Below are 16,309 nucleotides of genomic sequence, written 5' to 3' on the forward strand. Positions count from 1 at the left end.
CACTCCGCGTCGCCGCACCGCTGCGTTCCCGGCAGCCAGGTTTGCAGGCAGCCAAGCACCCAGGACAGACCCGCACGGGCACCGCTTGCACGCAAGAGGTTTGTAGTGCAAACTACTTTGCATGAGCAAAAACGAAACGGGTGCGTACCCATCGGCCGCGCCGAAACTGTCCGGCGCACACACGGACCCCGCGGCGGCGGAAGAGCTGCCACTGGACCTGCACTCAGCACTTCGGGTCGTCCAGGACGCAGAGCGTTCCGCCCGCCGAAACCTGGGCGGCAACACCGCGCTGGTCTACCTGATCTGGGGCATCACCTGGATCGTCGGGTACGGGTCGCTTTGGGGAACCCAGCAGGGGCGCCTTGACCTGGCCCCCTCCGCAGCCCTTGGCATCCTGGGAACGGCTCTCGCGGCAGCAACCGTCGCTACCATCGTCCTGTTTGCCCGCAGCAGCCGCGGCGTCCGCGGACAGTCCGCCTTCCAGGGCGGCATGTACGGCCTGGCCTGGACGCTGGGCTTCACCGTCATGGCAGCCATGAGCGCCGTGATCGGCAGGGCGATGGAAGATTTCTGGCTTCGCGGCCTGCTGGTCAACTCCATTGCCGTCCTGGTTGTCGGCCTGCTGTACATCACCGGCGGAATCATCTTCAATGACAAGGCCCAGTCCCTGCTGGGCATCTGGCTGCTGCTCGTGGCCATTGCGGCACTGGTTTCAGGTCCGGAATTCTTCCTGGCAGTGTTCCTGTTCCTGGGTGCAACCGGCCTGCTGGCCGGATCCGCCGTCGAGTACGTGCGCACGCGCCGGCAGCGGAACGGCCGGACCGGTGCCTGAGCTCGATCCCGTCATCCACGCCGAGTCCCGCCTGCGAGCCCTCACCACGCTGAATGAAGTTGGTGAGAACAACCAGATTGCCTTCACCAAGCTGCAGAAGATGCTGGAGATGACGGCAGGCAACCTTTCGACCCATCTGCGGAAGCTTGAGGCCGCCGGCTACGTGGAAGTAACCAAAACGATCGAAGGCCGCACGCCCGCCACCTACGTGGGCATCACCCCCGAGGGGAAAGCCGCCTACGCCCGCTACCGCAAGAACCTCCACGATCTGCTCTCAGGCCTGGCCTGACCGCCCCGCCTCCCCGCTGCCAGGAGTAACCCGCCATGACCGTTCCCCCCTTCCCACCCGGTGAAGTCCTCTCGGGTGCCTACGGCGTCCGCAAAAGCTACGGCCCGGTCCCTGCCCTGGACGGTGTCGACTTCACCGTCACCGCCGGTGAGACGGTTGGCCTGCTGGGCCCCAACGGCGCTGGCAAGTCCACACTGCTGAACCTGCTCAGCGGGCTCCGCCAGCCGGATTCCGGCCGCGTCGAGCTCTTTGGCCGGAACCCGCGGAATCCGCGGGCCCGCCAGCAGCTGGGCATCACGCCGCAGGCCACCTCGGTGCCCGCGACGCTGCGGGTACGGGAAACGGTGGACTTCGTCGGCTCGCACTATGCCAACCCGGTACCCACCGCCGAGCTGCTGGACGGGTTTGGCCTGGGCCCGGCAGCGGGCAAGCAGTGCGGCGGCCTCTCCGGCGGACAGCAGCGCCGCCTGCTGGTGGCCCTTGCCCTGGTGGGACGGCCGCGGCTGGTGATCCTGGACGAGCCCACCACCGGCCTGGACGTCGAAGCCAGGGAGAACCTCTGGGAACGGCTCGCCGATTACCGTGCCGCAGGGGGAACACTGCTGATCACCAGCCATTACCTGGACGAGATCCAGACCCTGGCCAGCCGGGTGGTGGTCATCAACAGCGGTGCCGTAGTGGCAGACGGCCAGGTGGACGAAATCCGAAGCCGGGTCAGCGCCAGCCGGGTCTCCTTCCACACTGCCCTGCCGCCGTCGTTCTTCGAGTCCCTGCCGGATACCGTTTCAGTCAACCTGTCGCCATCGGGCGCCACCACCATCCTCACGCACGACGCCGATGCAACGGTTCGGACGCTGGTGCGGGATCAGGTGGATTTCCGCGGGCTCGAGGTCCACGCCGCGAGCCTGGAAGAAGCATTCATTTCCCTTACCCACTCCCCCGCCGGAGACGGCAGGGCTCCGCAGGGCCCCGCCATGGACAGGAAGGCAGCCGGATGAGCGCCGCCCCAGCAGTTCACGCGCACTCTGAACTCCCCGCCACTAAGCCGCTGTTCGCGCTGATCCGGATCCACACCCGGGCGCAGGTACTCGAACAGCTGCGGATTCCGGTGGCGGTGCTGTCCTCCACGGTTTTCCCCACCCTCGCGCTGGTTTTCTTTGTCCTGCCGCAGACGGCCGTGACGTCCGATCCGCAGGCATCGCTGATGTCCATCGCGCAGCTGGCGGTCTTCGGCGTGATGAGTGCGTTCCTGTTCAACTACGGAATCGGCGTGGCCGAAGAACGGGCCAACCCGTGGAGCAGCTATGTCCGCACCCTGCCGGCCGGGGCTTTCCCCGCCACGGTGGCTCGCGCCGTGACCGCCATGATGTTCGCGTTCTTCGCGCTGATCCCGGTCCTGGCCGTCGGTGCCACCACCACCGCCGGGCTGCAGCTGTATACGGACGGGACCCTTTCCTGGTGGCGGATCCCGGCGTCCGTGCTGGTGTGGCTGCTGTGCGGCCTGCCGTTCCTGTTCCTGGGACTGCTGATCGGCTATCTGTGCACATCAAAGGTGGCGATCGCCCTCACCCAGGTGGTGTTCTTCCCGCTGGCCTTCGCGGGAGGAATGATGCTGCCGCCGGCGATTTTCTCTCCCGGGCTGAACAGCCTCTCGTTGTTCCTGCCGTCGCGGGCCGCCCGGGACATCTCCGTGTCGGTTTTCTCCGGAGCGGAGCTGGCACCGGCATCGGTCATCTGCTTCCTTGCATGGACCGTCCTGCTGGGCGCGGCCGCGGTGTGGGCCAATCGGCGGGACCAGGGCCGGCGCTTCCGCTGAGCGCGGCTAGTTTGCGCGGAAAAAGTCCCCGCGGTCGGCAGTGTAGCCGAGCTCGGTTTCAACGGCCGCGCCCTTGCCTGCCGGCAGTGCCATGACCCGGCGGCTGCGGGCAACCAGTGCCGCCAGTCCGGTGCGCGAGGCCGCTTTGGAGGCGGGCGGGCGCTGGCCGCGGGAAAGCGTAACGACGTCTCCGGCCAAGCCGGCGGCGAAGACCCGTCCCATGTCAGAGCTGCGCTGCTGCACCTGGTCCAGCTCTGCCGAGAGCTGGTCCACACGCTGGCGGAGTCCGTTCACCTGCTGCTGCAGCTGCATGATCCGTTTGATGCCCTCGAGCGAGACGCCCTCCTGGGACAGGCGCTGGACCTCCCGCAGCATCTCAATGTCCCGCTGCGAGTACCGGCGGGACCGGCCGGGTGCACGGCTGGGGCTGACAATGCCCAGCCGGTCGTACTGGCGGAGCGTCTGCGGGTGCATGTCCGCCAGTTCTGCGGCGACCGAGATCACGAAGATCGGCGCGTTGACGTCGATGCCCACTGCCCTCTCCTTCGTTTCCTGGGTGTTCCCGTTATAGTAACTGCGCGCCCGGCGCATAGGCTGCTGCCGCGCTAAAGGCGTGCCTTGGCTGCGAGCCCTGCCCGCGGATCCTCTCCCCTGGTCGCCTCCGCGAAAGCTTCCACCGCCGCTTTGGCGTCCTTGTTCAGATGCGAGGGAACCGCGACGTCGACTGTCACCAGAAGGTCGCCGTTGCCCTTGGACGTGTGGACGCCGCGGCCCTTGACCCGCAGCGTGCGCCCGGACGGAGTGCCGGCCGGAACCTTGAGCTTGACCTTGTCCGCGGTCAGCGTGGGCACCTCGATGGTGGCACCGAGGGCCGCTTCCGGGAAGGTGATGGGAACGTGGATGCGGATGTTGTTTCCGTCCCGCACAAAGAAGTCATGCGGGGTGACGTGAACGGTGACCATGAGGTCCCCGTTGCCGGCCGCTCCCGGCATCCCCTTGCCCCGCACCCGGATGCGCTGGCCGTCCTTGACCCCGGCGGGAACACGGACTTCGACCACTTCGCCGCTGGGTTCCCGCAGTCCAATGACGGTTCCGTTGATGGAACCGGCAAAGGAGATGGTGGTGCTGGCCGTGCGGTCCGCACCCTTTTGGGGCGGCGCTGAGCCGAAGCCTCCGCCGCCAAAACCGCCGCCGCCAAACAGGTCGGCAAACTCCGGCGGGATGTTGCTTCCGCCGGTGCTGTACGTGGTGCGGCGTGAACGCCCGGAGGACTGGTTGAACAGTCCGCCGAAGATGTCCTCAAATCCGGCGCCGGCGCCGCCTGCGGGACCGCCTCCGCCGCCGGCGGAGAACCGGGCGCCGCCGCCCATGGCGCGGATGGCGTCATACTGCTGGCGTTCCTCGGCGTCGGAAAGCACCGAATATGCCTCGGACACGTCCTTGAACATCTTCTCCGCGGACGGATCATTCTGGTTCTGGTCCGGGTGGTACTTGCGGGCGAGCTTCCGGTACGACTTCTTGATGTCGGCGTCGGAAGCGTCCTTGGGAACACCCAGAATCTTGTAGAAATCCTTGTCGACCCAATCCTGGCTAGCCAATTGGTGTCCCCTTCCTGTGTCTTGCATAAACAACGCTTAGGCCTGCTCCGGTACGGAGCCGCCAGGGACCGCCTCGCGGCGGCCCCTGGCGTAGAGTGCTACTGCTCCGGAACGGAGACAATCACCTGTGCCGCACGCAGCACCCGCTCGTTAGCCCTGTAGCCGGTGCGCAGGATCTGCGTGACGGTGTCGAAGGTGACGTCCGGGCTTTGCTGCTGGATCAGTGCTTCGTGGATGTTCGGGTCGAACTCCACTCCGGTCTCGTCGATCCGGCTCAGGCCGTAGCCCTTGAGCGTGTTTTCCAGCTTGACGGAGATCGAGGCGAAAGGCCCCTCTTCCAGGTCGCCGTGCTTGCGGGCAGCCTCGATGTCATCCAGGACCGGCAGGATGGAATTGAGCATTCCGACCACTGCCATCTCGCGGGCCACATCCCGGTCCCGTTCCACGCGGCGGCGGTAGTTCACGTACTCGGCCTGCAGGCGCAGCAGGTCGTTGCGCAGTTCCGCGGCTTCCGGGGATCCCGCGGCGGCGGGCGCCTCGGCTCCGGCCGTGTTCAGGATTTCCTCGGCCTGGGACAGTGCGTCGCCTTCAGCGCCGCCCTCCGGGGCGGGCTGGGCGCCCTCCCCGGAGGACCCTGCCTGCTGTGACTGGGGGTCCAGGTTGTCCTCAGGCTCATTGCCCGGGGTCTGGTTTCCGTTAGCGTCCTCAGCAGCCATGGCTACTTCTTTTCTTCGTCATCGACGACTTCGGCATCCACGATGTCCTCATCGCCTGCAGCCGAACCGCCCGCACCCTCACCTGCCGCGGAGCCGCCGTCAGCACCGGCGCCGGCACCCGAATCGCCGGCTGCCTGGGCCTGGGAGTAGATCGCTTCGCCGAGCTTGGTCTGCGAGGCCTGCAGCTTCTCGAACGCGGCCTTCACCTCGTCGTCGTTGTCAGTGCCTTCCAGCGCCTTCTTCAGCGCATCGACGTCGCCCTTGACCTCGGACTTGACGTCCTCGGGCAGCTTGTCGTCATTGTCGGTGAGGAGCTTGTCCACCGAGTAGGCCAGCTGCTCGGCGGAGTTGCGGACATCGGCGGCCTCGCGGCGCTTCTTGTCCTCGGCAGCGTGCTCTTCGGCTTCGCGGACCATGCGGTCGATGTCTTCCTTGGAAAGGGAAGAACCGCCGGTGATGGTCATGGACTGTTCAGCGCCGGTGCCCTTGTCCTTTGCGGAGACGTGGACAATGCCGTTGGCGTCGATGTCGAAGGTGACCTCGACCTGCGGCACGCCGCGCGGTGCCGGAGCGATGCCGGTCAGCTCGAAGGTGCCCAGCGGCTTGTTGTCCCGGGTGAACTCGCGCTCGCCCTGGAAGACCTGGATAGCCACCGAGGGCTGGTTGTCATCAGCCGTGGTAAAGGTTTCGCTGCGCTTGGTGGGGATGGCCGTGTTGCGCTCGATCAGCTTGGTCATCACGCCGCCCTTGGTCTCAATGCCCAGGGAAAGCGGGGTGACGTCGATCAGCAGCACGTCCTTGCGCTCGCCCTTCAGGACGCCGGCCTGCAGGGCTGCGCCAACGGCCACGACTTCATCCGGGTTCACGCCCTTGTTCGGCTCCTGGCCGCCGGCCAGTTCCTTGACCAGCTCGGAGACGGCAGGCATACGGGTGGAGCCGCCAACCAGGATGATGTGGTCGATGTCCGAGACCTTGATGCCGGCTTCGGAAATGACGTCGTGGAACGGCTTCTTGGTGCGGTCCAGCAGGTCCTTGGTCAGGTCCTGGAACTTGGCCCGCGAAAGGTGCTCATCCAGGTGGACGGGACCTTCGGGGGTCACGGAGAGGTACTGCAGGGAGATGTTGGTGGAGGTCGCCGAGGAGAGTTCCTTCTTGGCCTGCTCCGCCGCTTCCTTCAGACGCTGCAGGGCAATCTTGTCCTTGGACAGGTCTGCACCCTTGGCCTTGGCCTGGCTCAGCAGGTAATCGACAATCCGCTGGTCCCAGTCGTCGCCGCCGAGGCGGTTGTCGCCGGCGGTGGCGCGGACCTGGATGGTGGAGAACTCATCCTCGTCCTTGCCGACTTCCAGCAGGGAGACGTCGAAGGTGCCGCCGCCGAGGTCGAAGACCAGGATGAGTTCGTCTTCCTTGCCCTTGTCCAGGCCGTAGGCGAGTGCTGCCGCGGTGGGCTCGTTGACGATGCGCAGGACGTTCAGTCCGGCAATCTCGCCGGCTTCCTTGGTGGCTTGGCGCTCGGCGTCGTTGAAGTATGCAGGGACGGTCACGACGGCGTCGGTGACCTTTTCGCCCAGGTACGCCTCGGCGTCGGCCTTGAGCTTCTGCAGGATGCGGGCCGAGATTTCCTGGGCCGTGTACTTCTTGCCGTCGATGTCCACGCTCCAGTCAGTGCCCATGTGGCGCTTCACCGAGGAAATGGTGCGGTCAATGTTGTTGACGGCCTGCCGCTTGGCGATCTCGCCGACCAGGACTTCACCGGACTTCGCGAAAGCAACGACCGACGGGGTGGTCCGGCCGCCTTCGGCGTTGGCGATGACGGTGGGCTCGCCGCCTTCAAGGACGGAGACAACGGAGTTGGTGGTTCCGAGGTCGATACCTACTGCACGTGACATATTTGCTCCCTCTTTCCTTGGAAATCGATGGCCGCTGCTGGAAGCGTCCGGCAGGAATCAAGCCGGACGCTTCCCGTTGCGCCACCCGTAGCGCATATTGAGCGTTCTGCACTCAACTTTACTCGCGGGCAGTTTTTTGTCAACAAAGTTGAGTCATATCCACTCAACCCTTGGTTGACGGATCTGTCCCGCTCAGCGGCCGACGGCGTGGAGCAGCGAACGCCCCCAGAACTGGGCCTTCTCGATCTCCCCGGCCAGGAGCGGACCTTCCATGCCCTTCACGTAGAAGGGCTGCGGCGCAGCCACTATCTCCGCCCCGCGGCGGCGAAGCCCTTCAGTGAGTTTCCCCGCAGCGTCACCGTGGATGAACAGGCGGACCCGGGTATCGAAGGCAGCGGCCCGAATTCCCCGGAGCTGGTCCCTTTCCAGCGCTTCCAGTGCGGCCGTGATGACAGGGGTGGGCCGCCAGCCGTTGATCGGGCTTCCCACCACCAGCAGGTCACCCGCCCTGAGGGTTTCCGGACGGAAGCCAGGGACCTGCGTTGCTTCTCCGTCCACCTCCTGGAGGGAACCGGCGATCGCTTCGGCTATGCGGCGTGTGTTGCCGTAGGCAGAGTCGTAGAGGACAACGGCCTTCATCCGGGTTCCTTTCCTGCGCCCCCCTGTTCTATGAAGGCACCGCCGCCGCGGGGCGCACAAGGGGTTGCCTGAATCGGCCGGGCCGGGCAGACGATTCCGCCCGATATGACACAGCATGACCTTCAGCGCCTGCACTGCGGGGATTCGGGGCCGGGTCCGCGTATCGTCCTGCTATGCCCCAGGACACGTACTCGCACGGACACCACCGAAGCGTAGTGAGCGCGCACGCCGCCCGCAGTGCCGCCGATTCGGCTGCCTACCTGCTCCCGCACCTGCGGCCCGGGCTGCGGGTCCTCGACGTTGGCTGCGGACCCGGCAGCATCACCCTGGACCTCGCAGCACTCGCGGCACCCGGCCTGGTCACCGGACTGGACCGGTCCGAGGACGTGCTGGTCCGTGCCCGGACGCTGGCAGCCGAGCGCGGCGCGGACAACGTGGAGTTCCGACCGGGAAATGTCTACGACCTCGATTTCCCGGACGACACGTTCGACGTGGTTCACGCCCACCAGGTACTCCAGCACCTCACGGACCCGGTGGCGGCCCTGCATGAAATGCGCCGCGTCACCCGTCCCGGCGGTCTGGTGGCAGTGCGCGACGCCGACTACCGCGCCATGAGCTGGTATCCGGACGTTCCCGAACTCCAGGAGTGGATGGAGACGTACCAGCTGATTGCCCGCGGAAACCGGGCGGAGCCGGATGCGGGCCGCCGGCTGGTCGCCTGGGCCTTGGAGGCCGGGTTCACCGAGCTGGAGCCGTCGTCGTCGAACTGGCTGTACGCAACCGACGAGCGCCGCCGCTGGCACGCAGCCGCCTGGGCTGACCGGGTGCTCCATTCCGCCTACGCCGAACAGGCCCTGGAACGCGGCCTTGCCACCACGGATGACCTGGCCAGGATCGCCGGGGGCTGGAAGCGCTGGGCGGAGTCTCCGGACGGCTGGTTCCTGATGCCCAACGGGGAGTTGCTGGCCCGGGCCTGACGGGCTGCGCTGAGGACAGACCTGGGCCAAGGACAGATGTGCACCGGGAACGGACGGCATCCGGCGCTGGGTAGGCTGGAAGCATGTACCGAATCATCACGGTGTGCACCGGCAATATCTGCCGCTCGCCCATGGCCCAGTTCTGCCTTGAACGCGCCCTGGCCGAAGCCGGCCTTGGAACTCGGGCCGAGGTGGACTCCGCCGGTGTGACGGGATGGGAAGCAGGGCGTCCCATGGACCCCCGAACTGCCGCCGAACTGCGGAAACACGGATATCCGGAGCCTGCCCTGGACAGTTTCCGGGCCCGGCCCTTCGAGGCGGAGTGGTACGGCTCCCGGGACCTTATCCTGGCCCTCGACCACGGGCATCTGGCCCACCTGCAGGCCGAGGCACCATCAGGCAACCAGGACGGAATCCGCATGCTTCGCAGCTTTGATCCGGCTGCGGCGAATCTTTCGGCGAGTGCGCAGGGGATAACCGACCCCTGGTACGGGGACATGACCGATTTCGACGCTTCCTACGAACTGATCCAGGCTGCCGTTCCCGGTGTGGTGGAGTACGTTCGCGCGGCCCTGGCGGACCGCAGCAGATGACCGCCGCCGCCGGGCGACCGCTGCTGATCGGCATCGACGGCTTCTCCGGGGCAGGGAAGACCAGCCTTGCGCTGGAACTGGCTGCCGCGCTGCGTGTTCACCGCTCCGTGGCCGTGTTCCATTTGGAAGACGTGTATCCGGGCTGGGACGGGCTGCAGCGGGGCATGGACTACTACCGCCGCGAAGTCCTGGCCCCGCTTGCCGTTGGACGGGAGGCAACCTGGCGGGCCTGGGACTGGGACGTCGGAAGCTACGGCAGGCCGCGGCGGACTGAACCGGCCGAGATCATCATTTTTGAAGGCGTCGGCGCGGCGCACCGAGCCGCACGCACACTCCTCGATGCCGTGGTGTGGGTGCAGGCTCCCGAAGAGCTCCGCAAGGAACGGGCCCTGGCCCGCGACGGTGAGACGTATGCGCCGCATTGGGACCGCTGGGCCCGGCAGGAGGCCGCCTGGGCTGCCGCAGACCCGGCTGCCGCAGACGCGGGAGTCATCCTCTCCAGCGGCCCCTCGCATTTCCCCCTCTACCGGTACGCCCTGCGCGCGCTGCAGTCCCTTCCCCTTCCTGCCCCCGGCCTCGGCCTGACTGCCCGGCCGGGCCCGTCAGTCTCCGTCCACACGCTGCCGGGCGCACCGGATCCGCAGGCGCTTTTCGGCACTCTGTTCGGAAACAGTCCCAACGCGGTGTGGCTGGACAGCTCCGACGCCGGTACTGCAGGCGCCGGTGGCAGCCCGCCGGAACGCAGCCGGTTCAGCATCATGGCGGACGACGGCGGCGCCCTGGGCCGCCATGCCGTCCATGCATCCGGGACCACCCGGGTGGCCTGGGGCCCGGTGACCATGAACATCCCCGGGCCGTTCTTCCGCTGGCTTGATTCCGAGTGGGGCAGGACGCCGGTGAGTGTCCCTGCCACCTATCCCTGTCCGTTTGCCCTCGGCTGGATGGGAGCGCTGGGCTACGGGTTGAAACGGGAGACAGGTGCTGCTGCTGCTGCCGCCCGGCGGGCAGGCCAAGAACCCGGAACCGATGCTGATGCCGCACTCATTTTCGCTGCCCGCGCGGTAGTACTGGACCATGCCCGCGCCGAGGTCCATGTGCTCCTCCTGCACGATCCGGACCTCGATGATCCCGCGGCAGCAGCCGGCCCGGAACACCAGGCTGCGGTCATCCCGGAGCCCGGCACCCCGGAGGCCCGCTGGCTCCGAACGGCCCTGGACGCCGTCGACGGTGCGCGGAACCCGGCCGGAACCCCGTCCCGCACGGAACGCACCGACAGTCCGGTGTTCAGCTTCCGTGACAGCCGTGCCGGATACCTGGCTAAGGTCCTCCTGGCCCAGGACGAGATCCGGGACGGCAACAGCTACGAAATCTGCCTGACCACGGCACTCGAGGCCACCCTGCCGGGTTCTCTGTCACCCCGGCAGGAGCTGGAACTCTACGGCGTGATGCGGCGCCGAAGCCCGGCCCCCTTCGCGTCGCTGCTGCGCATCGGCGGCCTGGCGCTCCTTGGCACTTCCCCGGAACGTTTCCTCCGGATCAGTGCCGGCGGGAACCTGCGGGCTGAACCCATCAAAGGCACCCGGCCGCGCGGCACTGCCCCGGCTGAAGACGACGCTCTCCGCCGGGACCTCCTGGAAAGCACCAAGGACCGTGCGGAGAACATCATGATCGTCGATCTGATGCGTAATGACCTTTCCCGGCTGGCCGTTCCCGGAACCGTGGCGGTTCCACGGCTGTGCGTGGTGGAAAGCTACGCCACGGTCCACCAGCTGGTGAGCACCATCGACGCCCGGCTGGCCCCGGGAGCCAGCTGGGCAGAAGCCGTGGCCGCCGCGTTTCCCGCCGGCTCCATGACGGGCGCGCCCAAGGTCAGCACCATGGAGATCCTGGACCGGCTGGAGTCCGGGCCCCGCGGTTTCTATTCCGGGGTGCTTGGCTACTTCTCGCTGACCGGAGCCGCGGATCTTTCGGTGGTGATCCGCACCCTGGAGCTGCGCCCGGACGGAGCCGGGGGGACTTCGGTCCGCCTCGGCGTCGGCGGCGCCGTGACATCCGGGTCCGACCCGGCAGCGGAATGGGAGGAAGTCAGGACCAAGTCCAGGGGCGTCCTGGGTGCGCTGGGCTCGGAGGTTCCCGCCGGATAGGTGCCGCTACTGGAGGGTTGCTGTGAGGCGTGCCACGTTGTCCACGTAGCGCTGCCATACCGGGCGGTTGCGCCACTCCTCGAGGATCAGTTCCTTCGAGAGGCTGCGGTAGGTGTCCTCCACCTGGCGCATATTCTCAACGATGTCACCGCCGAACATCATCATCGAGACTTCCAGGTTCAGCGAGAAGGACCGCATGTCCATATTGGAGGAGCCCAGGACGGCGACGTCGTTGTCCACGGTGAAGTGCTTGGCGTGCAGTACCAGCGGTGCAGGGTACTGCCAGATCCGAATCCCGGACTCCATCAGCGCCTCGTAATAGGAACGCTGGGCGTGATCTACCAGGAACTGGTCGCCGCGTTCGGAGACGAAAAGCTCGACCTGCACTCCGCGCTGTGCCGCCGTCGTGATTGCGTAGAGCAGCGAATCATCCGGGACGAAGTAGGGACTGGTGATGGAGATGCGCTCGGAAGCGGAATACAGCAGCGACGTGAAGAGGCGCAGGTTGTTCTCGGTGGTGAATCCCGGGCCGGAAGGAACCACCTGGCAGGTTACTTCGCCGGGCTTGGAGGTCCACTCGTAGAGGCTGAGCTCCTGTTCAAGGTTCTCATCCGTCTCCATGTTCCAGTCCGTCGCGAACACCACGTTGATTTCATCCACCACCGGGCCTTCAAGCCGGCTCATGAGCTCCACCCACTTGCGGCCCGTCCTGTGGTTCCCGGGTTTGCGGTAGCCGGGCTCGACCAGGTTCTGCGAACCCGTGAAACCAAGCACGCCGTCTACCACGAGGATCTTGCGGTGGTTGCGCAGGTCCGGACGCCGCCAGTGGCCGCGGAACGGCTGGATCGGCAGCATTGGGTGCCACTGGATCCTGCTGCTTTTCAGTTGTTTGAGCAGCTGGCGGTAGCCCTTCACCCGGAGCGTTCCAATGTGGTCGAAGAGCAGGCGGACGGTTACGCCCCGTTCGGCGGCGTCGCGCAGTGCGGTGAAGAACTCCCGGGTGACGGCGTCGTAACTCATGATGTAGAACTCGACGTGCACGTATTTGGTGGCGCCGCGGACGGCATCGGTCATCTGCCGGATGGATTCCTCATAGTCGCGCTGGAGCTCCACCTTGTTGCCGTCCAGGCTGGGCAGTGAACCGAGGCGCCGGTTGAGTTCCACGGCAGAGAGCACCCAGTCCGGACCGGAGTAGGAGGATGATTCAGCCTCAAGCTCGCGCGTATTTTCGCGGACCCTCTTGTTGATCTGTGTCTGGCGGTCCACCCGCTGCTCGGAAAGGCGGTGGTTGCCGAAGAGCGTGAACAGGATGATTCCCGGAACCGGCAGGAAGAAGATCGCCAGCAGCCAGGCCATGGCCGTGGTGGGACGACGGTTTCCGGGCACTACACCGAGGGCGATGATCCGGATGGCGAAGTCCAGGATTGTCAGGCTCGTCGCGAGCCAGTTTGGAGCAGTAACCGTCCACCACACGTGCGCTTTTCCCTCCGACCACCCAACCTTCCCTTCAGCCTAGCGCCCGGAATGGGCCCGGACGGCCACTAGGCTTGCTGTATGACTGTTTTGGTTTTCCTGGATCCCGCATATCCCGCTGGACGCATCGCGGATGCGTCCAGGCCGCAGCTGCTGGCAACGGACCTCGGGGCCACCCGCGGCGATGGAGTCTTCGAGTCGATGCTTGCCGTGGACGGGCACGCCCGGAAAGTGGACATGCATTTGGAGAGGATGGCTTCCTCCGCTGCGGCCCTGCAGCTGGACTTCCCTTCCCCGCAGGTCTGGGAACCGGCAATAGCGACGGCGCTTGCCGAGTTTGCCCGCGTGCACGGGGACGTGCCCGCGGTCGTAAAGCTCATACTCACCCGCGGACCCGAGGGCGCCGGATCCCCGACGGCGTGGGTGGCGGCCTCCCCCGTTCCCGAGTCCACGGCCCGCCAGCGGGAGGAAGGCCTGGACGTGCTGCTGCTGGACCGCGGCTACGACTCCTCGGTGGCAGAGCGTGCTCCCTGGCTGCTGCTGGGTTCCAAGACGCTGTCCTACGCGGTGAACATGGCGGCCATTCGGTTCGCCAACCAGGACGGCGCGGATGACGTCATCTTCACGTCTTCTGACGGCAAGGTGCTGGAGGGGCCCACTTCCACCGTGGTACTGGCCGTGGTGGAGGACGGAGTGAAGACGCTGCTTACTCCGGAGCTTGAAAGCGGCATCCTGCCAGGGACCACGCAGAGCGCCCTGTTCGCTGCCGCAGAAAAGGAAGGCTGGCAGCTGGGCTACGGCCCGCTGGAGCCCACCCACCTCATGCAGGCCGACGGCGTGTGGCTGATTTCGAGTATTCGTCTGCTCGCCCCGGTGAAATCGATCGACGGCAACCCGGTGCCCGTTTCCCGCGAGCTGACCGAGGAGCTGGCAGCCCTGGTGGAAACCGTCCTCTAATGGCTTGAGCACATTGATCTCAGGCGGGCGCAGCCTTTCCGGCTGCGCCCGCCTGCGTTTCAGGACAGGATGAAGTTGAATGTCCCCGCCGCTGCGGCCGCGGATATGGCCGCTGCCGCGAGTCCGACGCCGTAGGCAAGGACCCACAGGTCGATGCGGCTGAACGTGGATGCACGCGCCCAGGTCCGTTCGCTGCCGCCGAACCCGCGGGCTTCCATGGCGACGGCCAGCCGGGTGGCGCGCCTCATCGCCTGGATCAGCAGGGCAAGGCCCTGGCCCAGGAAGTTTCGGAACTTCCCCAGCGGCGAGGCGGCGGCGTCGGCCCCGCGCGCGTGCCGGGCCAGTCCGAGGGTGCGCCATTCCTGGACCAGCAGTCCTACCAGCCGCATTGCGGCCAGGGCACCGAGGACAAACCGGGAAGGCAGCCGCAGCCGCTGGGCCAGTGCGTCAGCGAGGTCCGTCGCGTCCACCGTGACGAGCAGGAAGATCCCCGGCAGCGCGATCGCCAGTCCGCGCAGCCCAATCGCGATACCGGCCGCTGCCGAGTCCGTGGTGACCAGCAGCGGTCCGGCATCCAGCAGCACGTCGCCCGTTTTTTCGGCCAGCAGGGCGGTCCCGTAGGCCCCCACGGCGGCAGCGATGAGCAGCGGCCAGATCCGCTTTGCCAGCGTCCAGGGACTGATCCGCAGCAGCGGCAGCAGCGCCAGCTCCCCTGCCAGCACCACGGTGGCACTGACCCAGTCCACCGTCAGCAGCACGGCGATGGTGACCGCCACGGCGGCGCCGAGGGTGGATAGCGGGTTCGCGGCGCTGAGCCGGGAACCCTGCGGGCCGGGGAGGGTTCCTGCGGCGGCAGGCCGCACGGCCGGGGCGCTCATGCTGCCGCCCCGGTGGGTTCGGCCGGATGCAGGCTTGCACGGCCCTCCTGCACTTGGAGGATGCGGCCGCCCAGTGCCGCAGTGAACTCGCGGTCGTGCGTCACCGAGACGACGGCGCAGCCCGCGTCCCGGCGCTGCTGCGCGAGCAGCGAGACCAGTTCCCGCCAGGTGTTGGCATCTTGGCCGAAGGTGGGCTCGTCCAGGAGCAGGATGTCCGGCGAGGTTGCGAGCATGGTAGCCACCGAGAGCCTGCGCTTCTCTCCGCCGGAGAGCGTGAACGGGTTTGCCTGGAGCAGCCCGGACAGCTTCAGCCGGTGCGCCAGTTCTTCCACGGTATCCCTGACATCGGTTTCGCTGCGCCCGGCGCGGCGCGGGCCGAAAGCCAGCTCCTCCCGGACCGAGCCGGTGAGGAACTGGTGCTCCGGCTCCTGGAACACGGTCCCGATCCGTGTCACCAGCTGGGCCGACTTCCATTTGGACGGGGTGTTTCCCGCTTCCCGAGCCAGCGCCGGGGAAGCAGTTAGTTTCCCGGCGCGGGGACGCAGCAGCCCTCCCAGCGTCAACGCCAAGGTTGACTTCCCGGCTCCGTTGGCTCCGGTGATTCCCAGGGCATCCCCGGCCTTCAGGGCCAGATCGACCCCGGTGAGCACTGCCGGTCCGCGGGGTGTGCGTGCCACCTCGAGTCCGTCGGCGGTAAGCAGGTCCTCTGCTGCCGGCATGGCGGGCAGGGGCGGCGGAACATCCACCGCTGCGCCGGGCAGCCAAACACCGGCTTCAGCCAGGCGGGAGCGCGTTCGTTCGGCGGTGAGGACCTCCCGGGGCGGGCCGTCCGCCAGCAGTCCCCCGCCGGCGTCGAGCACTATGACCCGGTCCACCAGCTGCGCCCACGCTGCGACGCGGTGTTCCACCACAATAAGGGTGGCGCCGGTCCGGTCCAGGACCCGTTCAACGGAGTCCCGGATTTCCAGTACACCGGCGGGGTCGAGGTTGGCAGTAGGTTCGTCCAGCAGCAGCAGCCCCGGAGCCATCGCCAGGATCGAGGCCAGTGCCAGGCGCTGCTTCTGGCCGCCGGAGAGCGCCGCGGTTGAATGCCCCAGCGGCACCCGGAGTCCAACGTCGTCCAGGGCCGCGTGTACCCGTTCCCAGATCTCCGCGCGGGGAACACCGAGGTTCTCGGCCCCGAAAGCCACCTCGTCGCCCACCCGGGAGAGCACAATCTGCGAGTCGGGGTCCTGCAGCAGCAGGCCGGCACGCCCCCGCGCCCCCTGGGGATGGGCACCGTCGAGCCGCAGCGTGCCGCTTTCGGTCCCGCCGGTGTCCTCGCCCAGGACTCCCGCCAGGGCGTGCAGCAGGGTGGACTTGCCTGCTCCGGAAGCCCCCAGCAGGAGCACCCGCTCCCCGGGGTTGATGTCGAAGGAAACGCCGGCAACCGCCTGGGCTTTGCGCCCGGCGTGCCGCCACCCCCAGTCCCGGGCAGCAACGGCCACGGGGTTGGCTGCGGCCATCGT

General features: G+C 67.1%; 15 protein-coding genes and 1 pseudogene. 8 read left to right on the forward strand and 8 right to left on the reverse strand.

Going from position 1 to position 16,309, the window contains the following annotated elements; genetic code table 11:
- Window positions 1-121 precede the first annotated feature (121 nt).
- The 4 genes from ITX31_RS08575 to ITX31_RS08590 are packed head-to-tail and all read left to right on the forward strand — an operon-like array spanning window position 122 to window position 2,937.
- Complete coding sequence (locus ITX31_RS08575) at window positions 122-832, forward strand: hypothetical protein (RefSeq protein WP_228529115.1); 711 nt, start codon at window positions 122-124, stop codon at window positions 830-832.
- A complete protein-coding gene (locus ITX31_RS08580; RefSeq protein ID WP_194782982.1) occupies window positions 825-1,121 on the forward strand; it encodes a transcriptional regulator in 297 nt (98 codons plus the stop codon). Before ITX31_RS08575 ends, ITX31_RS08580 begins: the two co-directional genes overlap by 8 nt.
- A gap of 35 nt (window positions 1,122-1,156) precedes the next feature.
- Entirely contained in the window at window positions 1,157-2,119 is a 963-nt protein-coding gene (locus ITX31_RS08585; RefSeq protein WP_194782983.1) for an ABC transporter ATP-binding protein, read from the forward strand.
- Window positions 2,116-2,937, forward strand: a complete 822-nt coding sequence (locus tag ITX31_RS08590; protein ID WP_194782984.1) for an ABC transporter permease — start codon at window positions 2,116-2,118, stop codon at window positions 2,935-2,937. Before ITX31_RS08585 ends, ITX31_RS08590 begins: the two co-directional genes overlap by 4 nt.
- Before the next feature lie 141 nt (window positions 2,938-3,078).
- Here the strand turns inward: ITX31_RS08590 and ITX31_RS15820 are convergent.
- The 5 genes and pseudogenes from ITX31_RS15820 to ITX31_RS08615 all read right to left on the reverse strand — a co-directional run.
- A pseudogene (locus ITX31_RS15820) lies at window positions 3,079-3,465 on the reverse strand (heat shock protein transcriptional repressor HspR); the annotation flags it as partial.
- A gap of 77 nt (window positions 3,466-3,542) precedes the next feature.
- Complete coding sequence (locus tag ITX31_RS08600; RefSeq protein WP_194782986.1) at window positions 3,543-4,535, reverse strand: DnaJ C-terminal domain-containing protein; 993 nt, start codon at window positions 4,533-4,535, stop codon at window positions 3,543-3,545.
- 98 nt (window positions 4,536-4,633) lie between these two features.
- Window positions 4,634-5,251, reverse strand: coding sequence for a nucleotide exchange factor GrpE (locus ITX31_RS08605; RefSeq protein ID WP_194782987.1), 618 nt, complete (start codon window positions 5,249-5,251; stop codon window positions 4,634-4,636).
- 2 nt (window positions 5,252-5,253) lie between these two features.
- Window positions 5,254-7,140 (reverse strand): molecular chaperone DnaK, encoded by a 1,887-nt coding sequence (dnaK, locus tag ITX31_RS08610; RefSeq protein ID WP_194782988.1) that lies wholly within the window; start codon window positions 7,138-7,140, stop codon window positions 5,254-5,256.
- A gap of 192 nt (window positions 7,141-7,332) precedes the next feature.
- Window positions 7,333-7,779, reverse strand: a complete 447-nt coding sequence (locus ITX31_RS08615) for a flavodoxin family protein (protein ID WP_194782989.1) — start codon at window positions 7,777-7,779, stop codon at window positions 7,333-7,335.
- Between the two features lie 173 nt (window positions 7,780-7,952).
- Here ITX31_RS08615 and ITX31_RS08620 point away from each other — a divergent pair, with 173 nt between their 5' ends.
- The 3 genes from ITX31_RS08620 (at window position 7,953) to ITX31_RS08630 (ending at window position 11,493) form a co-directional block, all read left to right on the forward strand.
- Complete coding sequence (locus ITX31_RS08620) at window positions 7,953-8,756, forward strand: methyltransferase domain-containing protein (protein WP_194782990.1); 804 nt, start codon at window positions 7,953-7,955, stop codon at window positions 8,754-8,756.
- A gap of 83 nt (window positions 8,757-8,839) precedes the next feature.
- Window positions 8,840-9,349 (forward strand): low molecular weight protein-tyrosine-phosphatase, encoded by a 510-nt coding sequence (locus tag ITX31_RS08625; protein WP_194782991.1) that lies wholly within the window; start codon window positions 8,840-8,842, stop codon window positions 9,347-9,349.
- Complete coding sequence (locus tag ITX31_RS08630) at window positions 9,346-11,493, forward strand: chorismate-binding protein (RefSeq protein WP_194782992.1); 2,148 nt, start codon at window positions 9,346-9,348, stop codon at window positions 11,491-11,493. The genes ITX31_RS08625 and ITX31_RS08630 overlap by 4 nt, the downstream gene beginning before the upstream one ends.
- Before the next feature lie 6 nt (window positions 11,494-11,499).
- On the opposite strand, the gene cls is transcribed toward ITX31_RS08630, so the two are convergent.
- The gene (gene cls, locus ITX31_RS08635) at window positions 11,500-12,966 is read right to left on the reverse strand and encodes a cardiolipin synthase (RefSeq protein WP_416354801.1); all 1,467 of its coding nucleotides are present in this window, start codon (window positions 12,964-12,966) and stop codon (window positions 11,500-11,502) included.
- A gap of 81 nt (window positions 12,967-13,047) precedes the next feature.
- On the opposite strand from cls, the gene ITX31_RS08640 reads away from it, so the two are divergent.
- The gene (locus ITX31_RS08640) at window positions 13,048-13,923 is read left to right on the forward strand and encodes an aminodeoxychorismate lyase (protein WP_194782993.1); all 876 of its coding nucleotides are present in this window, start codon (window positions 13,048-13,050) and stop codon (window positions 13,921-13,923) included.
- A gap of 59 nt (window positions 13,924-13,982) precedes the next feature.
- Here ITX31_RS08640 and ITX31_RS08645 read toward each other — a convergent pair whose 3' ends face one another.
- Together ITX31_RS08645 and ITX31_RS08650 are read right to left on the reverse strand one after the other, a co-directional pair.
- Window positions 13,983-14,801, reverse strand: a complete 819-nt coding sequence (locus tag ITX31_RS08645) for an energy-coupling factor transporter transmembrane component T family protein (protein ID WP_194782994.1) — start codon at window positions 14,799-14,801, stop codon at window positions 13,983-13,985.
- The gene (locus ITX31_RS08650; RefSeq protein WP_194782995.1) at window positions 14,798-16,306 is read right to left on the reverse strand and encodes an ABC transporter ATP-binding protein; all 1,509 of its coding nucleotides are present in this window, start codon (window positions 16,304-16,306) and stop codon (window positions 14,798-14,800) included. The genes ITX31_RS08645 and ITX31_RS08650 overlap by 4 nt, the downstream gene beginning before the upstream one ends.
- Window positions 16,307-16,309 lie beyond the last annotated feature (3 nt).

Source organism: Arthrobacter gandavensis, assembly GCF_015355785.1.
In the GTDB taxonomy this organism is placed as follows: domain Bacteria; phylum Actinomycetota; class Actinomycetes; order Actinomycetales; family Micrococcaceae; genus Arthrobacter_B; species Arthrobacter_B gandavensis_A.

Coding starts and splice junctions, on each gene's coding strand:
- ITX31_RS08575 (WP_228529115.1), top strand. CDS start 122: ATGAGCAAAAACGAAACGGGTGCGTACCCATCGGCCGCGCCGAAACTG.
- ITX31_RS08585 (WP_194782983.1), top strand. CDS start 1,157: ATGACCGTTCCCCCCTTCCCACCCGGTGAAGTCCTCTCGGGTGCCTAC.
- ITX31_RS08590 (WP_194782984.1), top strand. CDS start 2,116: ATGAGCGCCGCCCCAGCAGTTCACGCGCACTCTGAACTCCCCGCCACT.
- ITX31_RS08605 (WP_194782987.1), bottom strand. CDS start 5,251: ATGGCTGCTGAGGACGCTAACGGAAACCAGACCCCGGGCAATGAGCCT.
- dnaK (WP_194782988.1), bottom strand. CDS start 7,140: ATGTCACGTGCAGTAGGTATCGACCTCGGAACCACCAACTCCGTTGTC.
- ITX31_RS08615 (WP_194782989.1), bottom strand. CDS start 7,779: ATGAAGGCCGTTGTCCTCTACGACTCTGCCTACGGCAACACACGCCGC.
- ITX31_RS08620 (WP_194782990.1), top strand. CDS start 7,953: ATGCCCCAGGACACGTACTCGCACGGACACCACCGAAGCGTAGTGAGC.
- ITX31_RS08625 (WP_194782991.1), top strand. CDS start 8,840: ATGTACCGAATCATCACGGTGTGCACCGGCAATATCTGCCGCTCGCCC.
- ITX31_RS08630 (WP_194782992.1), top strand. CDS start 9,346: ATGACCGCCGCCGCCGGGCGACCGCTGCTGATCGGCATCGACGGCTTC.
- ITX31_RS08640 (WP_194782993.1), top strand. CDS start 13,048: ATGACTGTTTTGGTTTTCCTGGATCCCGCATATCCCGCTGGACGCATC.
- ITX31_RS08645 (WP_194782994.1), bottom strand. CDS start 14,801: ATGAGCGCCCCGGCCGTGCGGCCTGCCGCCGCAGGAACCCTCCCCGGC.
- ITX31_RS08650 (WP_194782995.1), bottom strand. CDS start 16,306: ATGGCCGCAGCCAACCCCGTGGCCGTTGCTGCCCGGGACTGGGGGTGG.